This is a genomic window from Vibrio sp. RE88 (genome assembly GCF_013113835.1).
Taxonomy (GTDB): Bacteria; Pseudomonadota; Gammaproteobacteria; order Enterobacterales; family Vibrionaceae; genus Vibrio.
The window spans coordinates 539,324-559,071 of record NZ_VTYQ01000003.1 but is presented as its reverse complement, the minus strand read 5'-3'; the positions used below and the strand labels follow the sequence as shown (position 1 = coordinate 559,071).

General features: G+C 45.9%; 17 protein-coding genes. 11 read left to right on the top strand and 6 right to left on the bottom strand.

Features of this window, described 5'->3' with window-relative positions; all coding sequences use genetic code 11:
• Nucleotides 1-74: 74 nt before the first annotated feature.
• From pabC to F0265_RS08515, 7 genes are all read left to right on the top strand, one after another.
• Nucleotides 75-878: an aminodeoxychorismate lyase gene (pabC, locus tag F0265_RS08545; RefSeq protein ID WP_171748555.1), complete on the top strand. Its 804-nt coding sequence runs from the start codon at nucleotides 75-77 to the stop codon at nucleotides 876-878.
• Nucleotides 875-1,891: an endolytic transglycosylase MltG gene (mltG, locus tag F0265_RS08540; protein WP_171748554.1), complete on the top strand. Its 1,017-nt coding sequence runs from the start codon at nucleotides 875-877 to the stop codon at nucleotides 1,889-1,891. Before pabC ends, mltG begins: the two co-directional genes overlap by 4 nt.
• Complete coding sequence (gene tmk / locus F0265_RS08535; RefSeq protein ID WP_171748553.1) at nucleotides 1,888-2,514, top strand: dTMP kinase; 627 nt, start codon at nucleotides 1,888-1,890, stop codon at nucleotides 2,512-2,514. Before mltG ends, tmk begins: the two co-directional genes overlap by 4 nt.
• 5 nt (nucleotides 2,515-2,519) lie before the next feature.
• Nucleotides 2,520-3,482: a DNA polymerase III subunit delta' gene (locus tag F0265_RS08530; RefSeq protein ID WP_171748552.1), complete on the top strand. Its 963-nt coding sequence runs from the start codon at nucleotides 2,520-2,522 to the stop codon at nucleotides 3,480-3,482.
• Nucleotides 3,473-4,240: a YchF/TatD family DNA exonuclease gene (locus F0265_RS08525; protein ID WP_171748551.1), complete on the top strand. Its 768-nt coding sequence runs from the start codon at nucleotides 3,473-3,475 to the stop codon at nucleotides 4,238-4,240. Before F0265_RS08530 ends, F0265_RS08525 begins: the two co-directional genes overlap by 10 nt.
• 444 nt (nucleotides 4,241-4,684) lie before the next feature.
• Nucleotides 4,685-6,115, top strand: a complete 1,431-nt coding sequence (ptsG, locus tag F0265_RS08520; RefSeq protein ID WP_171748550.1) for a PTS glucose transporter subunit IIBC — start codon at nucleotides 4,685-4,687, stop codon at nucleotides 6,113-6,115.
• A 231-nt stretch (nucleotides 6,116-6,346) separates the two neighbouring features.
• Nucleotides 6,347-6,772: a hypothetical protein gene (locus F0265_RS08515; protein WP_171748549.1), complete on the top strand. Its 426-nt coding sequence runs from the start codon at nucleotides 6,347-6,349 to the stop codon at nucleotides 6,770-6,772.
• Between the two features lie 63 nt (nucleotides 6,773-6,835).
• Here the strand turns inward: F0265_RS08515 and F0265_RS08510 are convergent, their stop codons facing one another.
• The 3 genes from F0265_RS08510 to F0265_RS08500 form a co-directional block, all read right to left on the bottom strand.
• A complete protein-coding gene (locus F0265_RS08510) occupies nucleotides 6,836-6,937 on the bottom strand; it encodes a MetS family NSS transporter small subunit (protein ID WP_019277924.1) in 102 nt (33 codons plus the stop codon).
• A 2-nt stretch (nucleotides 6,938-6,939) separates the two neighbouring features.
• Nucleotides 6,940-8,400, bottom strand: coding sequence for a sodium-dependent transporter (locus F0265_RS08505; protein ID WP_171748548.1), 1,461 nt, complete (start codon nucleotides 8,398-8,400; stop codon nucleotides 6,940-6,942).
• 512 nt (nucleotides 8,401-8,912) lie between these two features.
• Nucleotides 8,913-9,506 (bottom strand): outer membrane beta-barrel protein, encoded by a 594-nt coding sequence (locus F0265_RS08500; protein WP_171748547.1) that lies wholly within the window; start codon nucleotides 9,504-9,506, stop codon nucleotides 8,913-8,915.
• 133 nt (nucleotides 9,507-9,639) lie between these two features.
• On the opposite strand from F0265_RS08500, the gene F0265_RS08495 reads away from it, so the two are divergent.
• Both F0265_RS08495 and F0265_RS08490 read left to right on the top strand, forming a co-directional pair.
• Nucleotides 9,640-9,732 carry a YnhF family membrane protein gene (locus tag F0265_RS08495; protein ID WP_019277927.1) on the top strand — a complete coding sequence of 31 codons (93 nt, stop codon included), beginning with the start codon at nucleotides 9,640-9,642 and terminating at the stop codon, nucleotides 9,730-9,732.
• 9 nt (nucleotides 9,733-9,741) lie between these two features.
• Entirely contained in the window at nucleotides 9,742-10,893 is a 1,152-nt protein-coding gene (locus F0265_RS08490) for a patatin-like phospholipase family protein (RefSeq protein ID WP_171748546.1), read from the top strand.
• 60 nt (nucleotides 10,894-10,953) lie between these two features.
• On the opposite strand, the gene pyk is transcribed toward F0265_RS08490, so the two are convergent.
• Complete coding sequence (gene pyk / locus F0265_RS08485) at nucleotides 10,954-12,396, bottom strand: pyruvate kinase (protein WP_171748545.1); 1,443 nt, start codon at nucleotides 12,394-12,396, stop codon at nucleotides 10,954-10,956.
• A 300-nt stretch (nucleotides 12,397-12,696) separates the two neighbouring features.
• Here pyk and F0265_RS08480 point away from each other — a divergent pair, with 300 nt between their 5' ends.
• Complete coding sequence (locus tag F0265_RS08480) at nucleotides 12,697-13,914, top strand: ROK family protein (protein WP_171748544.1); 1,218 nt, start codon at nucleotides 12,697-12,699, stop codon at nucleotides 13,912-13,914.
• A 124-nt stretch (nucleotides 13,915-14,038) separates the two neighbouring features.
• Nucleotides 14,039-14,986: a chemotaxis protein CheV gene (locus F0265_RS08475; protein ID WP_171748543.1), complete on the top strand. Its 948-nt coding sequence runs from the start codon at nucleotides 14,039-14,041 to the stop codon at nucleotides 14,984-14,986.
• A gap of 274 nt (nucleotides 14,987-15,260) precedes the next feature.
• Here the strand turns inward: F0265_RS08475 and F0265_RS08470 are convergent, their stop codons facing one another.
• On the bottom strand, nucleotides 15,261-18,332 hold the full coding sequence (locus tag F0265_RS08470; protein ID WP_171748769.1) for an error-prone DNA polymerase: 3,072 nt from the start codon (nucleotides 18,330-18,332) through the stop codon (nucleotides 15,261-15,263).
• Nucleotides 18,333-18,346: 14 nt separating this feature from the next.
• Complete coding sequence (locus F0265_RS08465; protein WP_171748542.1) at nucleotides 18,347-19,747, bottom strand: DNA polymerase Y family protein; 1,401 nt, start codon at nucleotides 19,745-19,747, stop codon at nucleotides 18,347-18,349.
• Between the last annotated feature and the right edge of the window lies 1 nt (nucleotide 19,748).

The following is a 19,748-nucleotide window of genomic DNA, read 5'->3' as shown; positions in this document are numbered from 1 at the left end:
GTCACAATCCAATTTGTGATAAAACGGCTTAATGCTTTGGCATTAAGCCGTTTTCTTTTATGTGGATATCAATTATGTATTTGGTAAATGGACACACCACAGACTCAATTTCCCTTTCTGATCGCTCATTTCAATATGGTGACGGCTGTTTTACCACCATGCTGGTTATCAAAGGTCACATCCAACACTGGGATAAACATCAAGAGCGGATGCAATCCTGCCTCAACTTACTCGACATAACTCCTCCAAACTGGCGAGAGGTTAAGGATTGGTTAGAAAAAGCGTGTATAGAGTCTACTCATTCAGGGCTGAAATTACATATTAGCCGAGGAGAGGGAGGGCGTGGATATAGCCCTACTCAAGTGACCTTACCAAATGTTACTATTAGCGCCTTTAACTATCCGGCTCATTATGAACAATGGCTAACGGATGGTATTTGTTTAGGCGTGTGTCATAAGAGGCTAGGGGTGAATCCTTTACTCGCAGGTCATAAGCACAATAATCGCCTTGAGCAAGTTTTGCTCAAGGCGGAAATGGATCAACAAGGCTTCCCTGATGGGATCGCATTAGATGTGAACGGCCATGTGATTGAGACAACAATGGCGAATGTTTACTGGGTAAAACAGGGTGTCATCTACACCCCCGATCTGACGAATGCGGGTGTTGCAGGTGTTATGCGCCGCGTTATTGCCGAACGTTTATCGAACTGTGGGTGCACATTGTCTATCGGGCACTATACGTTTGAAGAACTAAGTGATGCCGAAGAGGTTTTTATCTCAAACTCGATCCTTGGTGTCGCTCCAGTGAAAAGCATTGGCACACAGACCTTTTCAATAGGAACAATAACAAAAAAAATTCAGGAGATAGTTAACCCGTGATTAAGAAAATCACCTTTTTTCTGGCACTTGTATTACTGATTGCTGGTGCAGGATTTATGTATGTCACTAAACAAGTCGATGAGTATGTGACTCAGCCATTAAAGCTACAAGAAGAACAAATTTATACGATTGAGACGGGGATGAGTTTCAACCGTTTACTGGCTGATTTGACGAACGATGAATTGATTGGTTCCAGTGATGTAGCAAGACTCGTGCGACGATTCTACCCAGAGCTGACACAGGTGAAAGCAGGGACATACCTTCTCACTCCCGGCATTAACCTCACTCAAGCGCTAGAATTGTTCAAAACTGGTAAAGAGCATCAATTTTCAATTACCTTTGTTGAAGGTTCAACATTTGCCGAATGGCGAGCAGCATTAGAGCAAGCCCCTTATCTTGAGCACAAAACATCTGGGCTCAGTGAAGCAGAGATCGCACAACAAATTGGTATTGATAAATCCAAACTTGAAGGGCTATTGTTAGCTGAGACTTACCACTACACGTTTGGTACCTCTGATCTCGATATCATCAAGCGCGCCGCAGATAAATTGCAACAAATTCTTGATAAGCATTGGCAGCAAAGGCAAGAGAACTTGCCACTGAAGACGCCTTACGATGCGTTGATCCTTGCTTCTATTATCGAAAAGGAGACCGCTGTTGGTGCAGAGCGTGAGCGTGTTGCAGGGGTGTTTGTAAACCGCCTTAATAAGCGTATGCGTCTACAGACTGACCCTACGGTTATTTATGGGATGGGAGATAAATACGACGGCAACATACGTAAGAAAGATTTACGTACTCCAACCCCATATAATACGTATACGATTTTTGGTTTACCACCAACACCGATTGCGATGCCGGGCGAGGCGTCCATTGCCGCCGCGACAAACCCAGAAGACAGCAACTACTTGTATTTTGTGGCCAGCGGAACAGGCGGGCACGTTTTTTCTAAAACGCTGAGTGAACACAATCGCGCAGTACGCGCTTATCTAAGACAACTAAGAAGTAACAAATGACACAAGCGAAATTTATCGTAATTGAAGGCCTGGAAGGGGCAGGGAAAAGCACTGCAATTAATGCGGTGCTTGATACTCTTAAACAGGCTGGTATTGAGCAGATAAAGAATACTCGTGAGCCGGGCGGAACGGCGTTAGCCGAGCAACTCAGAACTTTGGTCAAACAAGACCACGAAGGGGAAGAGTTGCAAGACATGACCGAATTACTCCTTATGTATGCAGCGCGGGTGCAGCTGGTTGAAAATGTGATTAAGCCAGCCTTAGACAGCGGTACTTGGGTGGTGGGAGATCGACATGATATGTCTTCTCAGGCTTATCAGGGAGGCGGTCGTCAAATCTCCAAACACACTATGACAGCACTTAAGCAGACAACGCTGGGCGACTTTAAACCAGATTTGACCATCTACCTAGATCTTGACCCACGCATCGGTCTTGAGCGTGCGAGAGGCCGAGGCGAGCTGGATCGAATTGAGAAAATGGATATGAGCTTTTTTGACCGTACCAGAGCGCGTTACTTGGAACTGGCTCAATGTGATTCGAGCGTTGTAGTGATTAATGCTGAGCAGACGATCGAATTAGTTGCTCAAGATATCAAGCAAGCATTGCGCAGTTGGTTGGAATAATAACCATGAATTCTACCTACCCTTGGTTAACTGATATTTGGCGCGAATGGCAGACAAGTCTGGAATCAGATAGGTTTTCCAATGCAGCGCTATTGACAGCGGAAGAAGGACTGGGCGCTGAGCAGCTGGTAGAGCGACTTAGTGGCGCTGTCATGTGTAGTAATTATGCCAGTGAAGCTTGCGGCTTTTGCCACAGCTGCCAGCTAATGCAGTCGCATAACCATCCTGATTATCACCTGGTGAAGCCAGAGAAAGAAGGCAAAGCCATTACGGTTGAGCAAATTCGTCAGTGCAACCGCCTAGCGCAGGAGTCATCGCAACTATCTGGACGTCGGTTGTTTGTCATCGAGCCGGCTGAAGCGATGAATGACTCCGCTGCCAACGCGTTGTTGAAAACACTCGAAGAGCCCTCTAGCAGTTGTATGTTTTTACTGGTAAGTCATAAAGCACACCAGCTTTTACCCACGATTACCAGCCGTTGCCAACATTGGCATGTCGTGACACCAAGCTCAGATTTGCTTGCTCAATGGCTAAATGAGCAAGTTACTTCGACAATCCCTGCTTTTGCCGCGCATATCAATGGCAATGCGCCACTGAAAACTCAAGCGTTTGTTGATCAGGGGCAAATTGAAAAATATCAGCAGGTTGAAGAGCAATTTCTTGAAGTGGCTCAGTTGAGAGGCGATAGCGTTAAGTTAGCAAAAGAACTAGCGACTTCACCCTCTGAGTATCTACAATGGATATGGTACTTGCTGACAGACGCTCAAAAGATTCACTTTGGTGTTCAGATGCCTTATTTCACGCCAGGCTCAAATGTTTTGTCGGCCAATCTTGGTTATCAACTGCTCTATACCCAGACAGCAAACCTAAGTCAGTTGCTTGAACAGTTACGAGAGCATACAGGGTTGAACAGCGAACTGCTCATCTTAGATTGGCTATTTAAATTTAATGAGGAATCATGTTTGTAGACTCTCATTGTCACTTAGACAAATTGGATTATCAGGATCTCCATTCTGGTATTGAAGATGTGGTTGCCAAAGCTCAGGCTGCTAATGTTTCTGAGCTTCTGTCCGTTGGCGTTACGTTGGATTCTTTCCCCGGAATGATGGAGATGATCGAACCCTTCGACAACATATTTGCTTCATGCGGTGTTCACCCGCTGGATGTTGAGAGTGAGTTTGCCTTAGATCGATTACATGAATATGCCTCGCATCCCAGAGTTGTTGCGATAGGTGAAACGGGGCTGGATTACCACTATCAGCCTGAAACTGCTGAGTTACAAAAGTTGCGATTCCAACAGCAAGTTGAATTAGCGGTTAAGTTGAATAAACCTTTGATCATCCACACACGAAATGCCCGACAAGATACATTGGATATTTTACGTCGAGGTCAGGCCGATAAATGCGGTGGTGTAATTCACTGTTTCACTGAAGATCTTGCTTTCGCAGAAGCGGCGATGGATCTTGGCTTTTATATATCTATCTCCGGGATTGTCACTTTTAGGCAGGCTACTGAACTCAAAGAAGTGGTTAAAGCACTACCGCTTGAGAGATTATTGATTGAAACTGACTCACCGTACCTTGCTCCTGTGCCACACAGAGGGAAACAGAATCAGCCTGCTTACGTGGTTGAAGTTGCTTCCTATATTGCCCAGTTAAAAAATACGTCACTGAGCGAAGTCGGGTTAAAAACCAGTGAAAACTTTCGAAATCTTTTTTTGAGATAGAAAAAGAGTTTTGAGTAAAAAAGGAGCGGAAGCTCCTTTTTTTGTGCCTGAAATCACTCTCGGTGATACAAAACGCCTTGTTTACTAAATATGTTGAAGGTGGGAGGCTGAAAGTATCAAATTGTAATTTTGTTACATAAAATAACAATTGGGTTTATTTTATTTACCCATCAAAATTAATCGGTATTAATAATAATTTAATAAATATCAATTAGATACGTTGTAAATCTGACCTCTATTTACCAGTTTTGGATTGTGATCTATCTATTAGTTTGAAACTAAATTCCGTAACCAGCTAGAAAGTTTGTTCACCATCAATATATATTTAGAGCCGGAAAATATACTGCTAGACGTGGTTACATTTTCTCTGGGTGCTAACATTTAAGGCTACGGGGGTGTGCCGTTAGAGCCCAATAATTCTTATAACTTTTCAGGAGCATAAACATGTTTAAGAATCTTTTTGCTAACCTGCAAAAAGTGGGTAAAGCTCTGATGCTACCAGTATCGGTTTTACCTGTTGCAGGTATTCTACTCGGGGTGGGTGCTGCCGACCTGAGCTTCATTCCGGAAATTGTTTCCAACTTAATGGAACAAGCGGGTGGCTCAGTATTTGGTCAAATGGCACTACTGTTCGCAGTAGGTGTTGCACTTGGCTTTACTAACAACGATGGTGTGGCAGGCCTGGCTGCAATCGTTGGCTACGGCATCATGACAGCAACGCTTGGTGTTATGGCTGGTGTTATGGGCGTTGAGAAAATCGACACTGGTGTTCTAGGCGGTATTCTTGTTGGTGGTGTTGCTGCATGGGCATTCAACCGCTTCTTCAAGATTCAACTTCCAGAATACTTAGGCTTCTTCGCGGGTAAACGTGCAGTGCCTATCATCACTGGTTTTGCTGCCATCGCACTGGGTATTGTTCTATCAGTAGTATGGCCTCCAATTGGTGGCGCTATCGCTTCTTTCTCTGATTGGGCTGCGCACCAGAACCCACAAGTAGCATTCGGTATCTACGGTATCGTTGAGCGTTCTCTAATCCCGTTCGGTTTGCACCACGTTTGGAACGTACCATTCTTCTTCGAAGCTGGTACTTGTGTGAATGCTGCTGGCGAAACTCAAAACGGCGTTCTAACTTGTTACCTTGTTGCTGATGAAGCATCTCGTGCTGCTGGTAATGGCTTTGGTCAGCTAGCGGGCGGTTACATGTTTAAGATGTTCGGTCTACCAGCGGCTGCTATTGCTATCGCTCACTCTGCTAAACCAGAGAATCGCGCGAAGGTAATGGGTATAATGGCTTCTGCTGCATTGACTTCGTTCCTGACAGGTATCACTGAGCCTATCGAATTCTCATTCCTATTCGTTGCTCCTGTACTGTACGGCATCCACGCTCTACTAGCTGGCTCTGCATACGTTGTTGCAAACACACTAGGCTTTGTACACGGTACTTCGTTTTCACACGGTTTGATTGACTTCATCGTACTGTCTGGTAACGCACAGAAAATCGGTCTGATGGTAGGTGTTGGTCTAGTTTACGCAGTAATATACTACGTAGTATTCCGCACTGTTATCAAAGCGATGGACCTTAAAACTCCAGGTCGTGAAGATGAATCTGAAGAAGCAGTTGCAACATCTGGTTCAGATATGGCAGGTGAGCTTGTTGCCGCATTCGGTGGCAAAGCAAACATCACTGGTCTAGACGCATGTATCACTCGTCTACGTGTCGCTGTAGCGGATACAGAAGCTGTTGACCAAGACAAACTGAAACAACTAGGCGCGGCTGGCGTAGTGGTTGTAGCAGGTGGTGTGCAGGCTATCTTCGGTACTAAGTCTGACAACCTGAAAACTGAAATGGATGAGTGGATCCGCAATCACGGTTAATACTCACATACCCATTTAACTGATAAAGGAGGCCTGAGGCCTCCTTTTTGCTTTATTGGAACATCGCTCTCTGGCAACCAATTTTGCGAACATGTGTCAGGCTTAGCTTCCTTGCATAATTGAAACAATAAAACACGTTGATTTCTAACGACCTCCTTACCTCCCTATGACATCCTTTTTCCGCGCAACTGGAGAATTGCACACTGTTTTATTTGAATTAAGAGCAAAGTGATGAAGAGTAGTACACTGGCTAAAAATTTATTAGGTATTGCGGCTGTGGCGGGGAGTGCGAGCGTCATTGCACAAGGCTCAGAACCTATGGATCTTTCCGTTGGAATGGCGGTTGACCAAGATTTAAGTGCAGTCATTGAATTGGATGAGCAGTACCGATTTACAGTAGGTAATGATGGCGCTGCATTTGACTACATATTTGCCCGGGGAGAGTTTGATAAGGATGTGCCTGTTACTTGGTATGTTGGTGCAGGTGCATGGAGTGAGTGGGAGCATAAAGAGTTTGGAGCGCGTGTTCCTCTTGGCCTGAACTGGAACCTCAGCGAGGGCTGGAATATGTATGGTCAAATTCAACCAGAGTTAGACATGTATAGCGGCCCAGAACTTCAGATTGGTGGAGTGCTCGGCGTTAAGTACACATTTTAGCTCTGACCAATCAAAAAATGCCGACACTCAGTGTCGGCATTTTTACTTAAGCAGTAACAGCGATTACTGTTGCTGTTTATTCATCGCTCGTTTGATACAGATAGCAGCGCCGCCCCAAGTAATTCCAAGGCCCAGTACCATCATAATAATTGCACCTGTTGTCATAATCAGGCCTCCTTACGACTTGTTGCGTTAATCAATACACCAATGACAAATAGAGCGGCAATCATTGCCCAACCGAGTGTTAGGTCGTAGCCACCGTAGCCTTCAGTGAATAGGGTTTGTAGTTTGGTCGCGAGAATAACGGCCAGCATAATCGGAGTGATGAAACGTAGACAAACCACGAACCAAGCACCGACAGAAAAGTCAGAGATTTCATTGACGTACTCACGTACATCGCCAACTTTATTCAGTAGCCAAGCCATAAGAAGAATCTCGACAAAGCCACCCACCATGATGCCAACATTGTTCGCGAAGTGATCGACCAAATCTAGCAATAGTAGGCCGCCATTGGTTGCAAATGCCATAGAAACGACGACACCAACACCAATCACAACGGTTGCTGCTTTTTTACGGCTCCACTTCAGTTTGTCGATAACAGCAGACGTCACGGCTTCCATGATGGAAATGTGTGAGCTGAGGCCTGCAACAACTAGTGCGAAGAAGAAAAGTGGGCCTAGGATGTACGGCGCTGGCAGCAAGTTGATTGCAGCCGGAAGTGTAACAAATGCTAAGCCAACGCCCGCTGATACGACTTCAGTCAGAGGTTTACCTTGCTCTTGCGCCATGTAACCAAGAACAGAGAAGATCATGATGCCGGCTAGGATTGAGAAACCACAGTTAATCAAAACCGTCATGAAGGCGTTGTTGGTAATGTCTGACTTCTCAGGTAAGTAGCTTGAATAAGCCAGCATGATGGCGAAACCAATACTCAGAGTGAAGAAGATCTGGCCATACGCGGCTGCCCAAACTTTCACATCCCAGATTTTGCTAAAATCAGGCTCAAACATGTAGTTCACGCCATCCAGAGCACCTGGAAGGAAAATCATACGGCCAATCAGCAGTACGACCATGATAAATAGGATTGGCATCATGATCTTAGATGCGCGCTCAATCCCTGCTTTGACACCACCGACAATAGCCGCGTAAGTAATACCCCATGCAATCAGCATTGCTATGGCAATTTTCCACTGAATGCTCCCTAGGTTAGTCGGTGAGTTATCCCCTAAACCGAGGTAGTCACTGAAGAAGAAGGCATTGGTGTCGGTGCCCCAGCTTTGGTTGAAAGACATGCCAAAATAGGAAATTGCCCAACCGATAACAGCAACGTAGTAAACAGCAATAACCGCTGCAACACCTACCTGGAACCAGCCCAGCCATTCAAACTTAGAATGGATTTTCGCTAGCGTACGAGGTGCGCTACCACGGTATTTCTGACCCATGCTGAACTCTAGGATCATAAAGGGGATGCCTGCGGTGATCATGGCAAAAAGGTACGGTATAAAGAAAGCGCCACCACCGTTTTCATAGGCCATATACGGGAAACGCCAGATGTTTCCCAGACCGATAGCCGATCCGACTGCAGCTAGAATAAATCCAGCGCGGGATCCCCATTGTTCTCGCTTCATAAAGGACTCCTGTAAATCCGATATCTGAGGTTGAAGCCGCCTTAAAGCCCATATTTAGGCTGAACGGTAGCCTGAGCAAACTTACTATTAGTAAAGCAGACACGTGTATGATTGTGCCAATATGAATAATTAATTATCTTTGATTGCGTAAGTTTGTGGTTTTTTATACTGCAAGCTTTAAGACTTCTCAGATTTTAGTTCTTTAAATTTCAATGTGTGTTTGCCCTAACTGAAATATTCAGCTGCGCATGATGAAAAGACTAACTACTAACAATAGTTAAAGCAATAGATTGTAGTTGTGATGTTATTGTTCGTTTATGGTAATAAAATTGTGTTTTATTGTATTTTATAGAGAAATTGGGTTGGTTGTTATTATTCAACTGGAAGCATTTGGTGGTTTATGGCCATTTTACAAAACATAACGCTTTTATAATTTAGAGAGCGTATGACTGAAAAATATACGCTCCATTAATCTATTTTACTAAATTGTTAATAGTGTAAGGAGGTTGTATCTAAAAGCGCCAAGTTAATCCGAGGTTGGCTGAAAATTGGTTCATCCAATCTGTTTTGAACTTGATGAGACAACTTCCTTCCTGTGAAGCGGGCAGGTTACACACGCCACTGGTATCGTTATCGACAACAGTACCAAGCCAACGCAGCTGAGTATTCAGTGCAAAGTGCTCAGTGAGACGGTATTCTAACCCACCAAAGATACTGGCTGAAAAGCCAAATTCGTCAGTGACCCAGTCTGCATCAATGTATGAGCCTCCAAGCCCCACACCTAGATAACCGTATAGAGACTCCTCTGCAGGGTAATAGATGCTACTCTGAAAGTGTAGGTAGTGCATGGTGGAGCTGAGGTTCACTGTTTCGACATCGGTATTCTGATGGGCGTAAAACAGGCCAATTCGTCCTTTGTCCATCGTCATTTCTGCGCTTAATGCGAAACTTTCAGAACCTTCTAGGTCGTACTTTTGCTGATCTTGATTTTCTACTTCTCCGCCAGCCGTAAAGCCAAACCAAGGGGTCAGGTAGATATCAGCCAAAGCGGGTGATGAGAACGTAAGCAAAATGCTACAGAGTAAAGAGGTGTTCTTGCTGTTCATAGTCACTGTCCTATCAGAGCGATATATCTACTAATTGTGATAGTAACGTCATAATTACGCACAAAAAAAAGGGAATATTTGAAGATGACTCACAACGATGTTATTACTTTGTTACACAATAAAGGAGGTGTCTATGGAACACGATCTAAAATATGCGTTAGTCATCACTGTAACAGTCTTTACTGTTCTGATTGGTTTTGGTCTAGTCGCAATCACTTCAGCCTAGGTTGGGCATATGGACAATAGCGGTGTCGTTACCAGCGCTGCTATCCAGCTGGATACTCAACGTCTTGCTAAGTACACTGGTGGTAAAAATGCGCTGGTAGCCCAAGGTGGTGGACAGCGTGGTATCTTTACTTCCGGTGTGCTTGATGCCTTCCTTCTTTCTAACTTTGACCCATTTCACGCCTTCTATGGCACTTCTGCTGGTGCATTAAACCTCTGTGGCTATCTGTGCCGACAACGGGGAATCGGCCGCTCCTTTATACTCGACCTCACCACCGATCCGGAGTTTTTCAATCTCTTCCGTTACATCCGGCGCAAACAATATCTTGGAATTGATTGGGCGCTCGATAAAATCAGTGATTTTCCTTATCAGCTTGATATCGATATGGGCAAAAAAGTGCTGGCTAACAGGCAAGCATTTGCTGCGGTGACCGATACAAGTCGATTGTTCGACCATTATTTGCCCATGCTGCAGGATGACTGGAGAAAGGTTTTGATCGCCACGTGCGCGATTCCAAGGCTCTATCAGGAGCCTGTTAAGTTTGATCATGGAGAGTATGTGGACGGCGGAGTTTCGGCGTCTATTCCAGTGCAGGAAGCGTGGCGTAAAGAAGCGCGTTGTATTGTTGTAATTCGTACCGAAGGGGAAGACCTGGAGACGGACACAGAAGAAGTGACGCACGAGAGCGACGTTAAGTGGTATCGTGATTCGTTTAACGTAGTGCAAGATCATTGGCAGCAAAAGCTGGCTCAATGGAAAGAAGACTGGGCCAGTTTCTTTACGGAACAGTTGCAACGTTCTCAGGAAGATAAACTGCAACATCGTCACTTGGAGTCACTCAATGGCGGACGTTGGCTATTTGGAGCCGATGATATCTACCGATTAAGCCATCTACTGGGAGAGAAATTTGATTCCGGATTGGCAGATATGTTGATGGTCCATTACCAGACCTATTCTCTCACTCAGGATTTTCTCCATAATCCACCAGATGATTGTTTTATCGTACAGATAAAACCTGAGCAGCCACTTAAGTCTAATTCCTTAATGAGCGACCGAGACGATCTGCTGCATGATTATCAGATGGGGCTTGATTCAGGTTTTCGCTTTGTCGAAATGTATTCGTCATTGTCCAAACCCGCTATGACGGCCATTCAGAAGTAACGGTCATTCAGAAGTTACAAGGGAGCCCAACAGGCTCCCTTTTTCATGTGAGGTCCAATATTATGCAGAGAGAATACGCATACAGTTAGTCGACCCTACCACATCCATGACATCACCTTGAGTGATGATGACCAGATCGCCATCGTGCAGTAGCCCCTTGTTTTTCAAACAGTCCACGGCGGCTTTGGCTGTTGGTAAACCGGAGTCGCCTTTCGAGTCAAAAAAGACGGGCGTCACTCCACGATAGAGCGCGGTGTGGTTAAGAGTGCTTTCATTACGTGAGAGGGCAAAGATAGGTAAACCAGAGCTGAGGCGAGACATCATTAACGCCGTTCGGCCAGACTCAGTCAGAGTGATAATGCCTTTCACTCCTTTCATGTGGTTAGCAGCAAACATGGTCGACATGGCGATGGTTTCTTCACTGCCTTTAAAAACCGAATCCATCCGGTAGCTGGAACGGTTAATGGCTGACATCTTCTCTGCTCCCAGACACACCTCTGCCATTGAACGCACCGTTTCCAGTGGGTATTTACCCGCAGCCGTTTCTCCTGACAACATGACGGCGTCAGTACCATCAAGGACGGCATTGGCCACATCCATGACTTCTGCACGGGTTGGCATTGGGTTCTCAATCATAGATTCCATCATTTGTGTTGCAGTGATGACGGTACGGTTGAGGCTTCTTGCCCGGCGAATGAGTTGTTTTTGCACACCAATTAGTTCCGGGTCGCCAATTTCTACCCCCAAATCGCCACGAGCCACCATTACAGCGTCCGAAGCAAGAATGATGTCATCGATATTCTCTTCACTTTCTACTGTTTCAGCGCGCTCGACTTTAGCGACCAATTTCGCTTCAAGACCTGCATCCCGTGCTAGGCGGCGAGCGTACTTCATATCCTCGCCATTGCGTGGGAACGAGACGGCGAGATAGTCGACTTTAATTTGGGCGGCAATCTTGATGTCATTCTTATCTTTTTCAGTCAAAGCATCGGCCGATAAACCACCGCCTTTTTTGTTGATGCCCTTATTGTTGGAAAGTGGGCCACCAATGATGACTTTAGTTATGACTTGATTGCCAGAGACTTTAGTAACTTGCAGTTGAACACGACCATCATCGAGCAGTAATACGTCGCCCGTTGAAACGTCTTGCGGCAGCTCTTTGTAGTCAAGGCCTACGGCATTTTGATCACCTTCTCCCTGTGCGAGATCGCTATCGAGGATGAATGTGTCACCAACAGTGAGGTGAATTTTGTTGTCTTTAAACGTGGATACGCGAATCTTTGGCCCTTGTAGGTCACCAAGGATGGCAACATGAGTGCCGTACTGAGCGGCGATATTACGTACGCGCGTGGCACGCTGAATATGATCTTCTGCGGTACCGTGCGAGAAGTTCATTCTGACAACATTGGCCCCTGCCTGAATGATCGCTTCGAGAATCCCTTCCTTGTCCGTCGATGGACCTAACGTAGTGACGATTTTTGTTCTTCTTTGTATAGAGGTCATGATGATTTCCTTGATCAAACTTTTTGGGTCGGCAATAAACTATAAAAATATAAAGACCCCAATTGAGTATATGCAAAATGCTGAGTTATGAGAGATTTAGGGATAATTTATCTCGTCAGGCATACATATTTATTAATGCAAAAAAATGGCACTTTAAATGTGATATCTGTTTTGCAATTTGATTGAACGCTCAAAGAATCATGTTTATCCGTGATGCTTGTCACGGCAATCTACCAAAGCTCTTCACAATTACTTCGCAAAGTAAAAAAATTGCTCAGTTGTTGATATTTGGAGCACCCTATGTACATGGCTCAACCAGGCCATATTGATCATATCAAGCAGGTCAATGCTGGCCGTGTATATAAACTCATTGATCAAAAAGGTCCTATCTCTCGAATTGACTTGTCAAAAGAGAGCGAGCTTGCCCCTGCAAGTATTACCAAGATTACTCGTGAGCTGATTGATGCTCACCTGATCCACGAAACGACCGTTCAGGAAGCAACCAGTCGTGGCCGTCCGGCAGTGGGGCTACAGGTGAACAACGAAGGCTGGCAGTTTCTCTCAATGCGTCTCGGTCGCGGCTATTTGACCATTGCTTTGCATGAGCTGGGTGGCGATGTTCTGATTGACACTAAAATCGATATCCATGAAATCGACCAAGACGATGTGCTAGCTCGTTTGCTCCATGAAATCGATGAATTCTTCCAGACGTATTCCGAGCAACTAGACCGTGTAACCAGTATTGCACTTACTCTTCCTGGTCTGGTGAACTCAGAAAAAGGCATTGTGTTGCAAATGCCGCACTACAATGTTGAAAACCTTTCTCTTGGTCCTGAAATCTACAAAGCAACAGGTTTGCCTGTCTTCATCGCTAACGATACCCGAGCTTGGGCATTGGCGGAGAAGCTGTTCGGTCATTCTCAGGAAAACGAAAACTCGGTACTGATTTCGATCCACCATGGTCTTGGTGCCGGTATTGTACTTGATGGTCGTGTACTTCAGGGACGTCATGGCAACATTGGTGAACTTGGCCATATTCAAATCGATCCGAATGGTAAGCTTTGTCATTGTGGTAACCGAGGATGCCTTGAAACTGTTGCCAGCTCTCAGGCGATTCGTAGTGAAGTGGCGGAACGTTTGGCAAATGGTGAAGAATCAACCTTGTCAGAGATTGAAGAACTTTCCGTTGAAGATATTTGTGAAGCCGCAGCGAATGGTGACCTATTAGCAGTGGACGCTGTCGAAAAACTTGGCCGCTATTTAGGTTCTGCGATTGCGATTGTTATCAACCTCTTCAACCCGGAAAAAATTCTCATTGGTGGGGCGATTAACCAAGCGAAAGACGTGTTGTATCCGGCCATTCAAAACTGCATTAAAGAGCAAAGTCTGCCTGTTTATCATCAGGATCTTGAAGTTGTAGAGTCTCGCTTCTACAAACAGGCGACCATGCCTGGTGCGGCATTAATCAAACAAGCCCTCTATGATGGGTTATTATTGATGAAGGTGATAGAAGGCTAAGCTCGCAGTTAATAAGCTTTATCTTTTATGTAAACCCATATAACCTTCAAGTTGTATGGGTTTATTTTTGTTTAGCCTGGCTTTAGGCTATTTTTGATATATTACAAAGTAGTTGAGAGATCGTATGTCCGGAGTTTTAAATAGCGTTGATCAGCGAACCAACCTTGTAGGTGAAAACCGATTAGAGTTGCTGCTGTTCAGTCTTAACAGCCGTCAGGTCTTTGCGATCAACGTTTTTAAAGTTCGCGAGGTTATCAAAGTTCCGCCATTGACTAAGATGCCTGGCTCACACCACCATATTACAGGTGTGGCTTCTTTACGTGGTGTGTCCGTTCCTGTGATTGACTTACGTAGTGCGATAGGTTTCCCGCCATCTCGTCAGGAAGAACAAGAACAAAATCTTATCATTACCGAATACAACCGAACGGTGCAGGGCTTTTTAGTCGGTCAGGTACGTAATATCGTCAACACAGCTTGGACTGAGATTCAGCCGCCACCGAAAACGGCGGGTCGAGCAAACTACCTGACGGCTATTACGCACATCAAAGATGAAGGTCAGCAGCAAATTGTTGAAATCATTGATGTGGAAAAAGTACTGGCAGAGATCATCGATTACGATGTGTCTATCTCTGAAGGAGTACTGGATGAAGATTTGTCTGCACAAATGGTCGGTCGCAACGTTCTTATAGTGGATGACTCCTCTACCGCTCGAGCCCAAGTTAAAGGGACCCTTTCCCAGCTGGGGCTGAATATTCTGGAATGCCGTGATGGCCTCGAAGCCCTAAGGCTGGTCAAAGGCTGGAGTGAAGAGGGTAAAGATGTACCCCGTGAGCTGCTTTTGATGATTACCGATGCCGAAATGCCAGAAATGGATGGCTATAAACTGACTCATGAAATACGCAGCGATCCTAAACTGAAAGATCTTTATATCACCTTGAATACATCGCTCAGCGGGAGCTTTAATGAAGCGATGGTGAAGAAGGTGGGTTGTGATCGATTCATTTCCAAGTTCCAGCCAGATTTACTGGTTGAAGTGGCACAAGATCGATTGCGTGATATTTTGTCGAGATAGTGTCTCTATGGATTTAAAGCATGCAATGCAGTTAAATTGTTGATAATATTTGGCCGATCATTTGTTTTGCGAATTAATTAATCTTCACTTTTTATCAGAAGCTAAAGGCAGTTCTTATTCATGATATGGTTTACGTCAAAGGTTGTGATGACCTTATGCATGTTACTGTACAGGGAATACAAAAAGAGACGTATGGACGCTGAAGACGATGTGTAACTCGTCTAACTGTTAATCTAAAGGGAGCCGAATGGCTCCCTTTTCCATTCTATGATGGTTAATGGAAATCTCGTGATTTGCTTTTGAGCCCCTCTAGCTTGTCCGTCATATCGATCAGTCTCCCGGCAATGATGTGTGTGACTTCTCCTTCTCTTTCTAGAATGCCCTTTACCATCATTACCTTGGCTGTGAGATAGGCCTGTTTCTGTGCTCGCGCCGTTGCTTGCCAGACCACGACATTCATGTTACCGCTGTCGTCTTCTAAAGTGAAAAAAGTGACGCCAGCAGCGGTACCGGGAGCTTGCTTCCCTGTCACGACACCGACGATGGTCACCAGAGACTGATGTGGCTTATGAATAAGCTCCTTCATTCGTGTAAAGCGCCCTAGGACACCCGCTTGTTCTAAAAGCGTGATCGGGTGCTTGCTGAGTGATAGCCCAATGGAAGAGTAGTCTTCCAGCAGTGTTTGAACCTCTGAAGGTGTACTGATGGAATCGCTGTGTGGTTCTTCTAAATCTTTAAATAGTGGTAAATCGGATAACGAATCCATCATGGCCCAGCGGGTTTGAAAGCGGTTATTCGCAATAGTCTGCATAGCATTAGCTGAAGCGAGCAGTTCAAGATCTCGCTGATTCAAACCGATATGCTTAAGTTGCTTGGGGTGTTGAAAGCCCTGCTTGCCTCGTGCTTTGAGTAGTTGCAGAGTGCTTTCCGCGCTGAATCCTTTGATTTGACGAAAGCCAAGTCGAATCGCCAGCCTGTTGCCGCAATGAACGACCTGATGATCATAATGTGACTGGTTGACGCAGACAGGCAGAATCAACACGTTATGACGCCTTGCATCCTGCACTAGCTGTGACGCACTGTAAAAGCCCATAGGCAGGCTATTGAGGAGTGAAGCGTAAAAAGCTTCCGGATGATAATGTTTGAGCCAGGCAGAACAATACGCCAGCACAGCAAAAGAGGCGGAATGACTCTCAGGAAAGCCGTATTCACCAAATCCAAGTATCTGATCAAAAATGCGTTCAGCAAATTCTTGTTCATAGCCGCGAGCCAACATTCCCTCAATCAGCTTGGTGCGAAACTTCACCAGATCGCCATTCTTTTTCCAAGATGCCATAGCCCGGCGCAATTGATCGGCTTCACCACCACTAAAGCCTGCTGCCACCATCGCCAGCTTGATTACCTGCTCCTGAAAGATAGGCACCCCCATAGTGCGAGATAAGACATCTTTGACTTCATCTGATGGGTAGGTCACGGGCTCGATACCATCACGGCGTTTAAGAAAAGGGTGAACCATGTCCCCTTGAATCGGCCCCGGGCGAACAATAGCAATCTGGATAACCAGATCGTAATAAGTCTTGGGCCTGAGTCTGGGAAGCATGCTCATTTGGGCTCGTGATTCGATCTGAAATACACCGACTGTGTCGGCTTTCTGGATCATGCCATACACTTCAGGATCATCTTGCCTTCGGGTGATCTCTGCAATAGTCAGATCTTGCTGATGGAAGCGTTTGACCAACTGGAAACATTTATGAATAGCACTGAGCATCCCTAGGGCGAGGACATCAACCTTCATTAGCTTGAGGCTTTCCAGATCATCTTTATCCCACTGGATCACAGTCCTGTCTGCCATAGATGCATTCTCAACTGGCACCAGTTCATACAAAGGGCCTGCGGCAATCACAAAGCCGCCGACGTGCTGCGACAAATGCCGAGGAAAGCCGAGAATATCGTTAACCAGAGTGATGAACTGCTCACCTTTGAGAGAATCCGGCTGAAGGCCAAGCTCGACGATCTGCGCCTGCCAGCCGAGTCCGCGATCCCGGCGATTCACGTTTTTAATGAAGTAATCGAGCTGGCTTTCTTCAATCCCAAGTGCCTTACCCACATCGCGAACGGCACTTTTAAAGCGATAAGTGATCACTGTTGCCGCAAGCGCTGCTCGCTCACGGCCGTACTTCTGGTAAATGTATTGAATGACTTCTTCACGGCGTTCGTGTTCGAAGTCGACGTCGATGTCAGGTGGCTCATCGCGTTCTTCACTGATAAAGCGCTCGAAGAGAACTGAAATTTGTCTAGGATCGACCGCTGTAATTTCCAAGCAGTAGCAAACGACAGAGTTAGCTGCTGAGCCGCGCCCTTGATAGAGAATATTTTGCCGTTTGGCAAACATCACTATGTCGTGAATGGTCAGGAAATAGTAGGGGTAGTTGAGCTTATCAATCAGCTCAAGTTCTTTGTCGATAGTCTCTGAGATATCCTGAGGAATGCCTTCGGGAAAGCGGCGACGCTTACCACTGTCGACCAATTTGCGCAGATAGCTCATCGGCGTTTCGCCATTGGGTACCAGCTCATTGGGGTATTCATACTTGAGCTCTCCTAGGCTGAACTGGCACTGCTTGGCGAGGCGAACACTCTCTTCCAGCCATTCTTGTTTAAACAGTCGGGCGAGCTTTTCTTTGCTTCGCAGTGTTCGTTCTGTATTAGTGAGTAGGTGCTTGCCAATTTTATCGACACTACTGCCATGCCGGACGGCGGTCAGAACATGCTGTAAGGGAAGACGGTTAGCGGTATGCATGAGTACACCACCGCAAGCGGTGATTGGCACCATCAATTCCTGAGCGAGTTTCTCACAGTGGGTAAGGTAGCTTTTATCGTCTGCATCTAAATGGCGCTGAACACCTAACCACAATCTTGGTTGATGATGTTGAGCAAGCCAGTGTCCCCATTTCTGATCGCTATGTTGATGGCTTGGGAGCCAGACAATCAGGCAGTGGCGAAGCGACATTAAATCCCATTCTGCCAGCTGATATTGCCCTTTCTCGGTGCGTCTTCTTGCGTTTGTGATGATTCGACAGAGTTCGGCATAGGCTTCACGGTTTGGGCAAAGTAATACGACCTGACACTCATCATTTAACCAGAACATACTTCCGATGATCAGTTCGATATTGAGGTTATGAGTTTTGATCGCACTATAAGCTCTGACCACGCCTGCAACGGAGCATTCATCGGTAATCGCCAGTGCGTGATAGCGTAAAAAATCCGCTTGTAGGATCAGCTCTTCTGCGTGAGAAGCGCCGGTGAGGAAAGAGAAATTGGTCTGGCAGAAGAGTTCAGCGTACTTCATCATCGCATCTCCGCTTAGCTAAATAACCCATGCAGAAACCACTGCATTTCTTGATTGCGAAATACCCAGAGCCAGCGTCCATTGTCACTGCGCGCAATAAAATAATCACGCGTCATTTCCTCACCATCCCACCAGCCAGTCACAAAGCGTTCAGGGCCGTGCATAACATTGACCTTTTCTGTTAAAGGTTCAGGGTTTGGTAGCATCAAAGAGGGGCGTAAACCAGAGGGCGAAACTTTAGTCGGAATGGGGAGTTCGGGGGCACACAATGAAATCGATTTCTCTGGTCTAGGGTCATCTGTTGGTGCGACTTTAAGGACTTGGTGATTACCTAGCTTAGCTTGTAGCGTGGCTATTAACTCCAGTTCTGTTTGTTGGCCTTTACGTCCTGCGAAAATGTCTTGGCTGGTGGACTCAAGCTCGCCACTACGTACCACTTTCAGAGTCAAACCTTGCACTGGAGCATCAAGTTTAATGGACTCCATTGTCAGCTGACAAAGCTTAGCCCAGCGCTGAGCGAAGTAATCTCCACAGGCGGAAGTAAATGCAATCACACCAGCGGCACGATCGCGTTGATGAAGAGTCAGCTCAAGTTCGTATGCGACCTGATTACGTAATGTTAGAAACCCTTCCAATTTTTCTAGTAGTTTCAATAGCGGTTTTTCCAACCACTGGGTATTTTCGATATCAAACAACAGCTCAAGATAACTTTGGAAGTGTTCAGGTGGGTGGTAGAAGTTTACTGGATGTTTAAACTGACCCATCAGTCGTCCGACATAGTTAACCAAGTCGATATCAAAACGTCTGGCGACTTCTTGCATCGGCAGTTCCAGCAGATCGTTGAGGGTCAAAACCCCCACACGGGAGAGTTTTTCAACCTGTTTACTGTCAAGCTCGGTCGCTGAAATCGGATAAGATTTGAGTGCTTCACAGAGCTGAGTTCTATCTTGGCTGACTAATGCACTTCCAGATTTTGCCAGCAGAATGGCAGAGAAGGGAGAAAAGCCAGTGGCGTACTGATACTGGATATTCAGCTGTTGCAAATGCTGAGAAACTCGGCGCCAATAAGCATCCAGCCCACCATAGAGTGACAGCATATCAGTGACTTTAAGCAATAATCCTCGTGGCGGAAAGAGCACCAGATCAGAGGTCACCATATACAGCCACTGAGCGATATCCAATAAGGTTTGTTGCTCGACTTTCTCATCATAGGGGTGGACCTGAAGCGAGTGACACAAAGCGCTGGCGCTGCCTAGTCCCATTCCCGGTCGAATACCTTGTTCGTGCGCGGCGAAATTGCATTGCACGATTTGGAAACGTTTGGAATCAACCACCACCAAAGGCTGCTGAGCCTGTTCAGAGTACAGCGCATCCAGTTGTAGAGTCGGGAAATGCAAGTACAACCACACCTGCATA

Excerpts from the sequence above, each read along its gene's own strand:
- pabC (WP_171748555.1), top strand. The coding sequence starts at position 75 with ATGTATTTGGTAAATGGACACACCACAGACTCAATTTCCCTTTCTGAT.
- tmk (WP_171748553.1), top strand. The coding sequence starts at position 1,888 with ATGACACAAGCGAAATTTATCGTAATTGAAGGCCTGGAAGGGGCAGGG.
- F0265_RS08530 (WP_171748552.1), top strand. The coding sequence starts at position 2,520 with ATGAATTCTACCTACCCTTGGTTAACTGATATTTGGCGCGAATGGCAG.
- F0265_RS08525 (WP_171748551.1), top strand. The coding sequence starts at position 3,473 with ATGTTTGTAGACTCTCATTGTCACTTAGACAAATTGGATTATCAGGAT.
- ptsG (WP_171748550.1), top strand. The coding sequence starts at position 4,685 with ATGTTTAAGAATCTTTTTGCTAACCTGCAAAAAGTGGGTAAAGCTCTG.
- F0265_RS08515 (WP_171748549.1), top strand. The coding sequence starts at position 6,347 with ATGAAGAGTAGTACACTGGCTAAAAATTTATTAGGTATTGCGGCTGTG.
- F0265_RS08510 (WP_019277924.1), bottom strand. The coding sequence starts at position 6,937 with ATGACAACAGGTGCAATTATTATGATGGTACTGGGCCTTGGAATTACT.
- F0265_RS08505 (WP_171748548.1), bottom strand. The coding sequence starts at position 8,400 with ATGAAGCGAGAACAATGGGGATCCCGCGCTGGATTTATTCTAGCTGCA.
- F0265_RS08500 (WP_171748547.1), bottom strand. The coding sequence starts at position 9,506 with ATGAACAGCAAGAACACCTCTTTACTCTGTAGCATTTTGCTTACGTTC.
- F0265_RS08495 (WP_019277927.1), top strand. The coding sequence starts at position 9,640 with ATGGAACACGATCTAAAATATGCGTTAGTCATCACTGTAACAGTCTTT.
- F0265_RS08490 (WP_171748546.1), top strand. The coding sequence starts at position 9,742 with ATGGACAATAGCGGTGTCGTTACCAGCGCTGCTATCCAGCTGGATACT.
- pyk (WP_171748545.1), bottom strand. The coding sequence starts at position 12,396 with ATGACCTCTATACAAAGAAGAACAAAAATCGTCACTACGTTAGGTCCA.
- F0265_RS08480 (WP_171748544.1), top strand. The coding sequence starts at position 12,697 with ATGTACATGGCTCAACCAGGCCATATTGATCATATCAAGCAGGTCAAT.
- F0265_RS08475 (WP_171748543.1), top strand. The coding sequence starts at position 14,039 with ATGTCCGGAGTTTTAAATAGCGTTGATCAGCGAACCAACCTTGTAGGT.
- F0265_RS08470 (WP_171748769.1), bottom strand. The coding sequence starts at position 18,332 with ATGAAGTACGCTGAACTCTTCTGCCAGACCAATTTCTCTTTCCTCACC.
- F0265_RS08465 (WP_171748542.1), bottom strand. The coding sequence starts at position 19,747 with ATGCAGGTGTGGTTGTACTTGCATTTCCCGACTCTACAACTGGATGCG.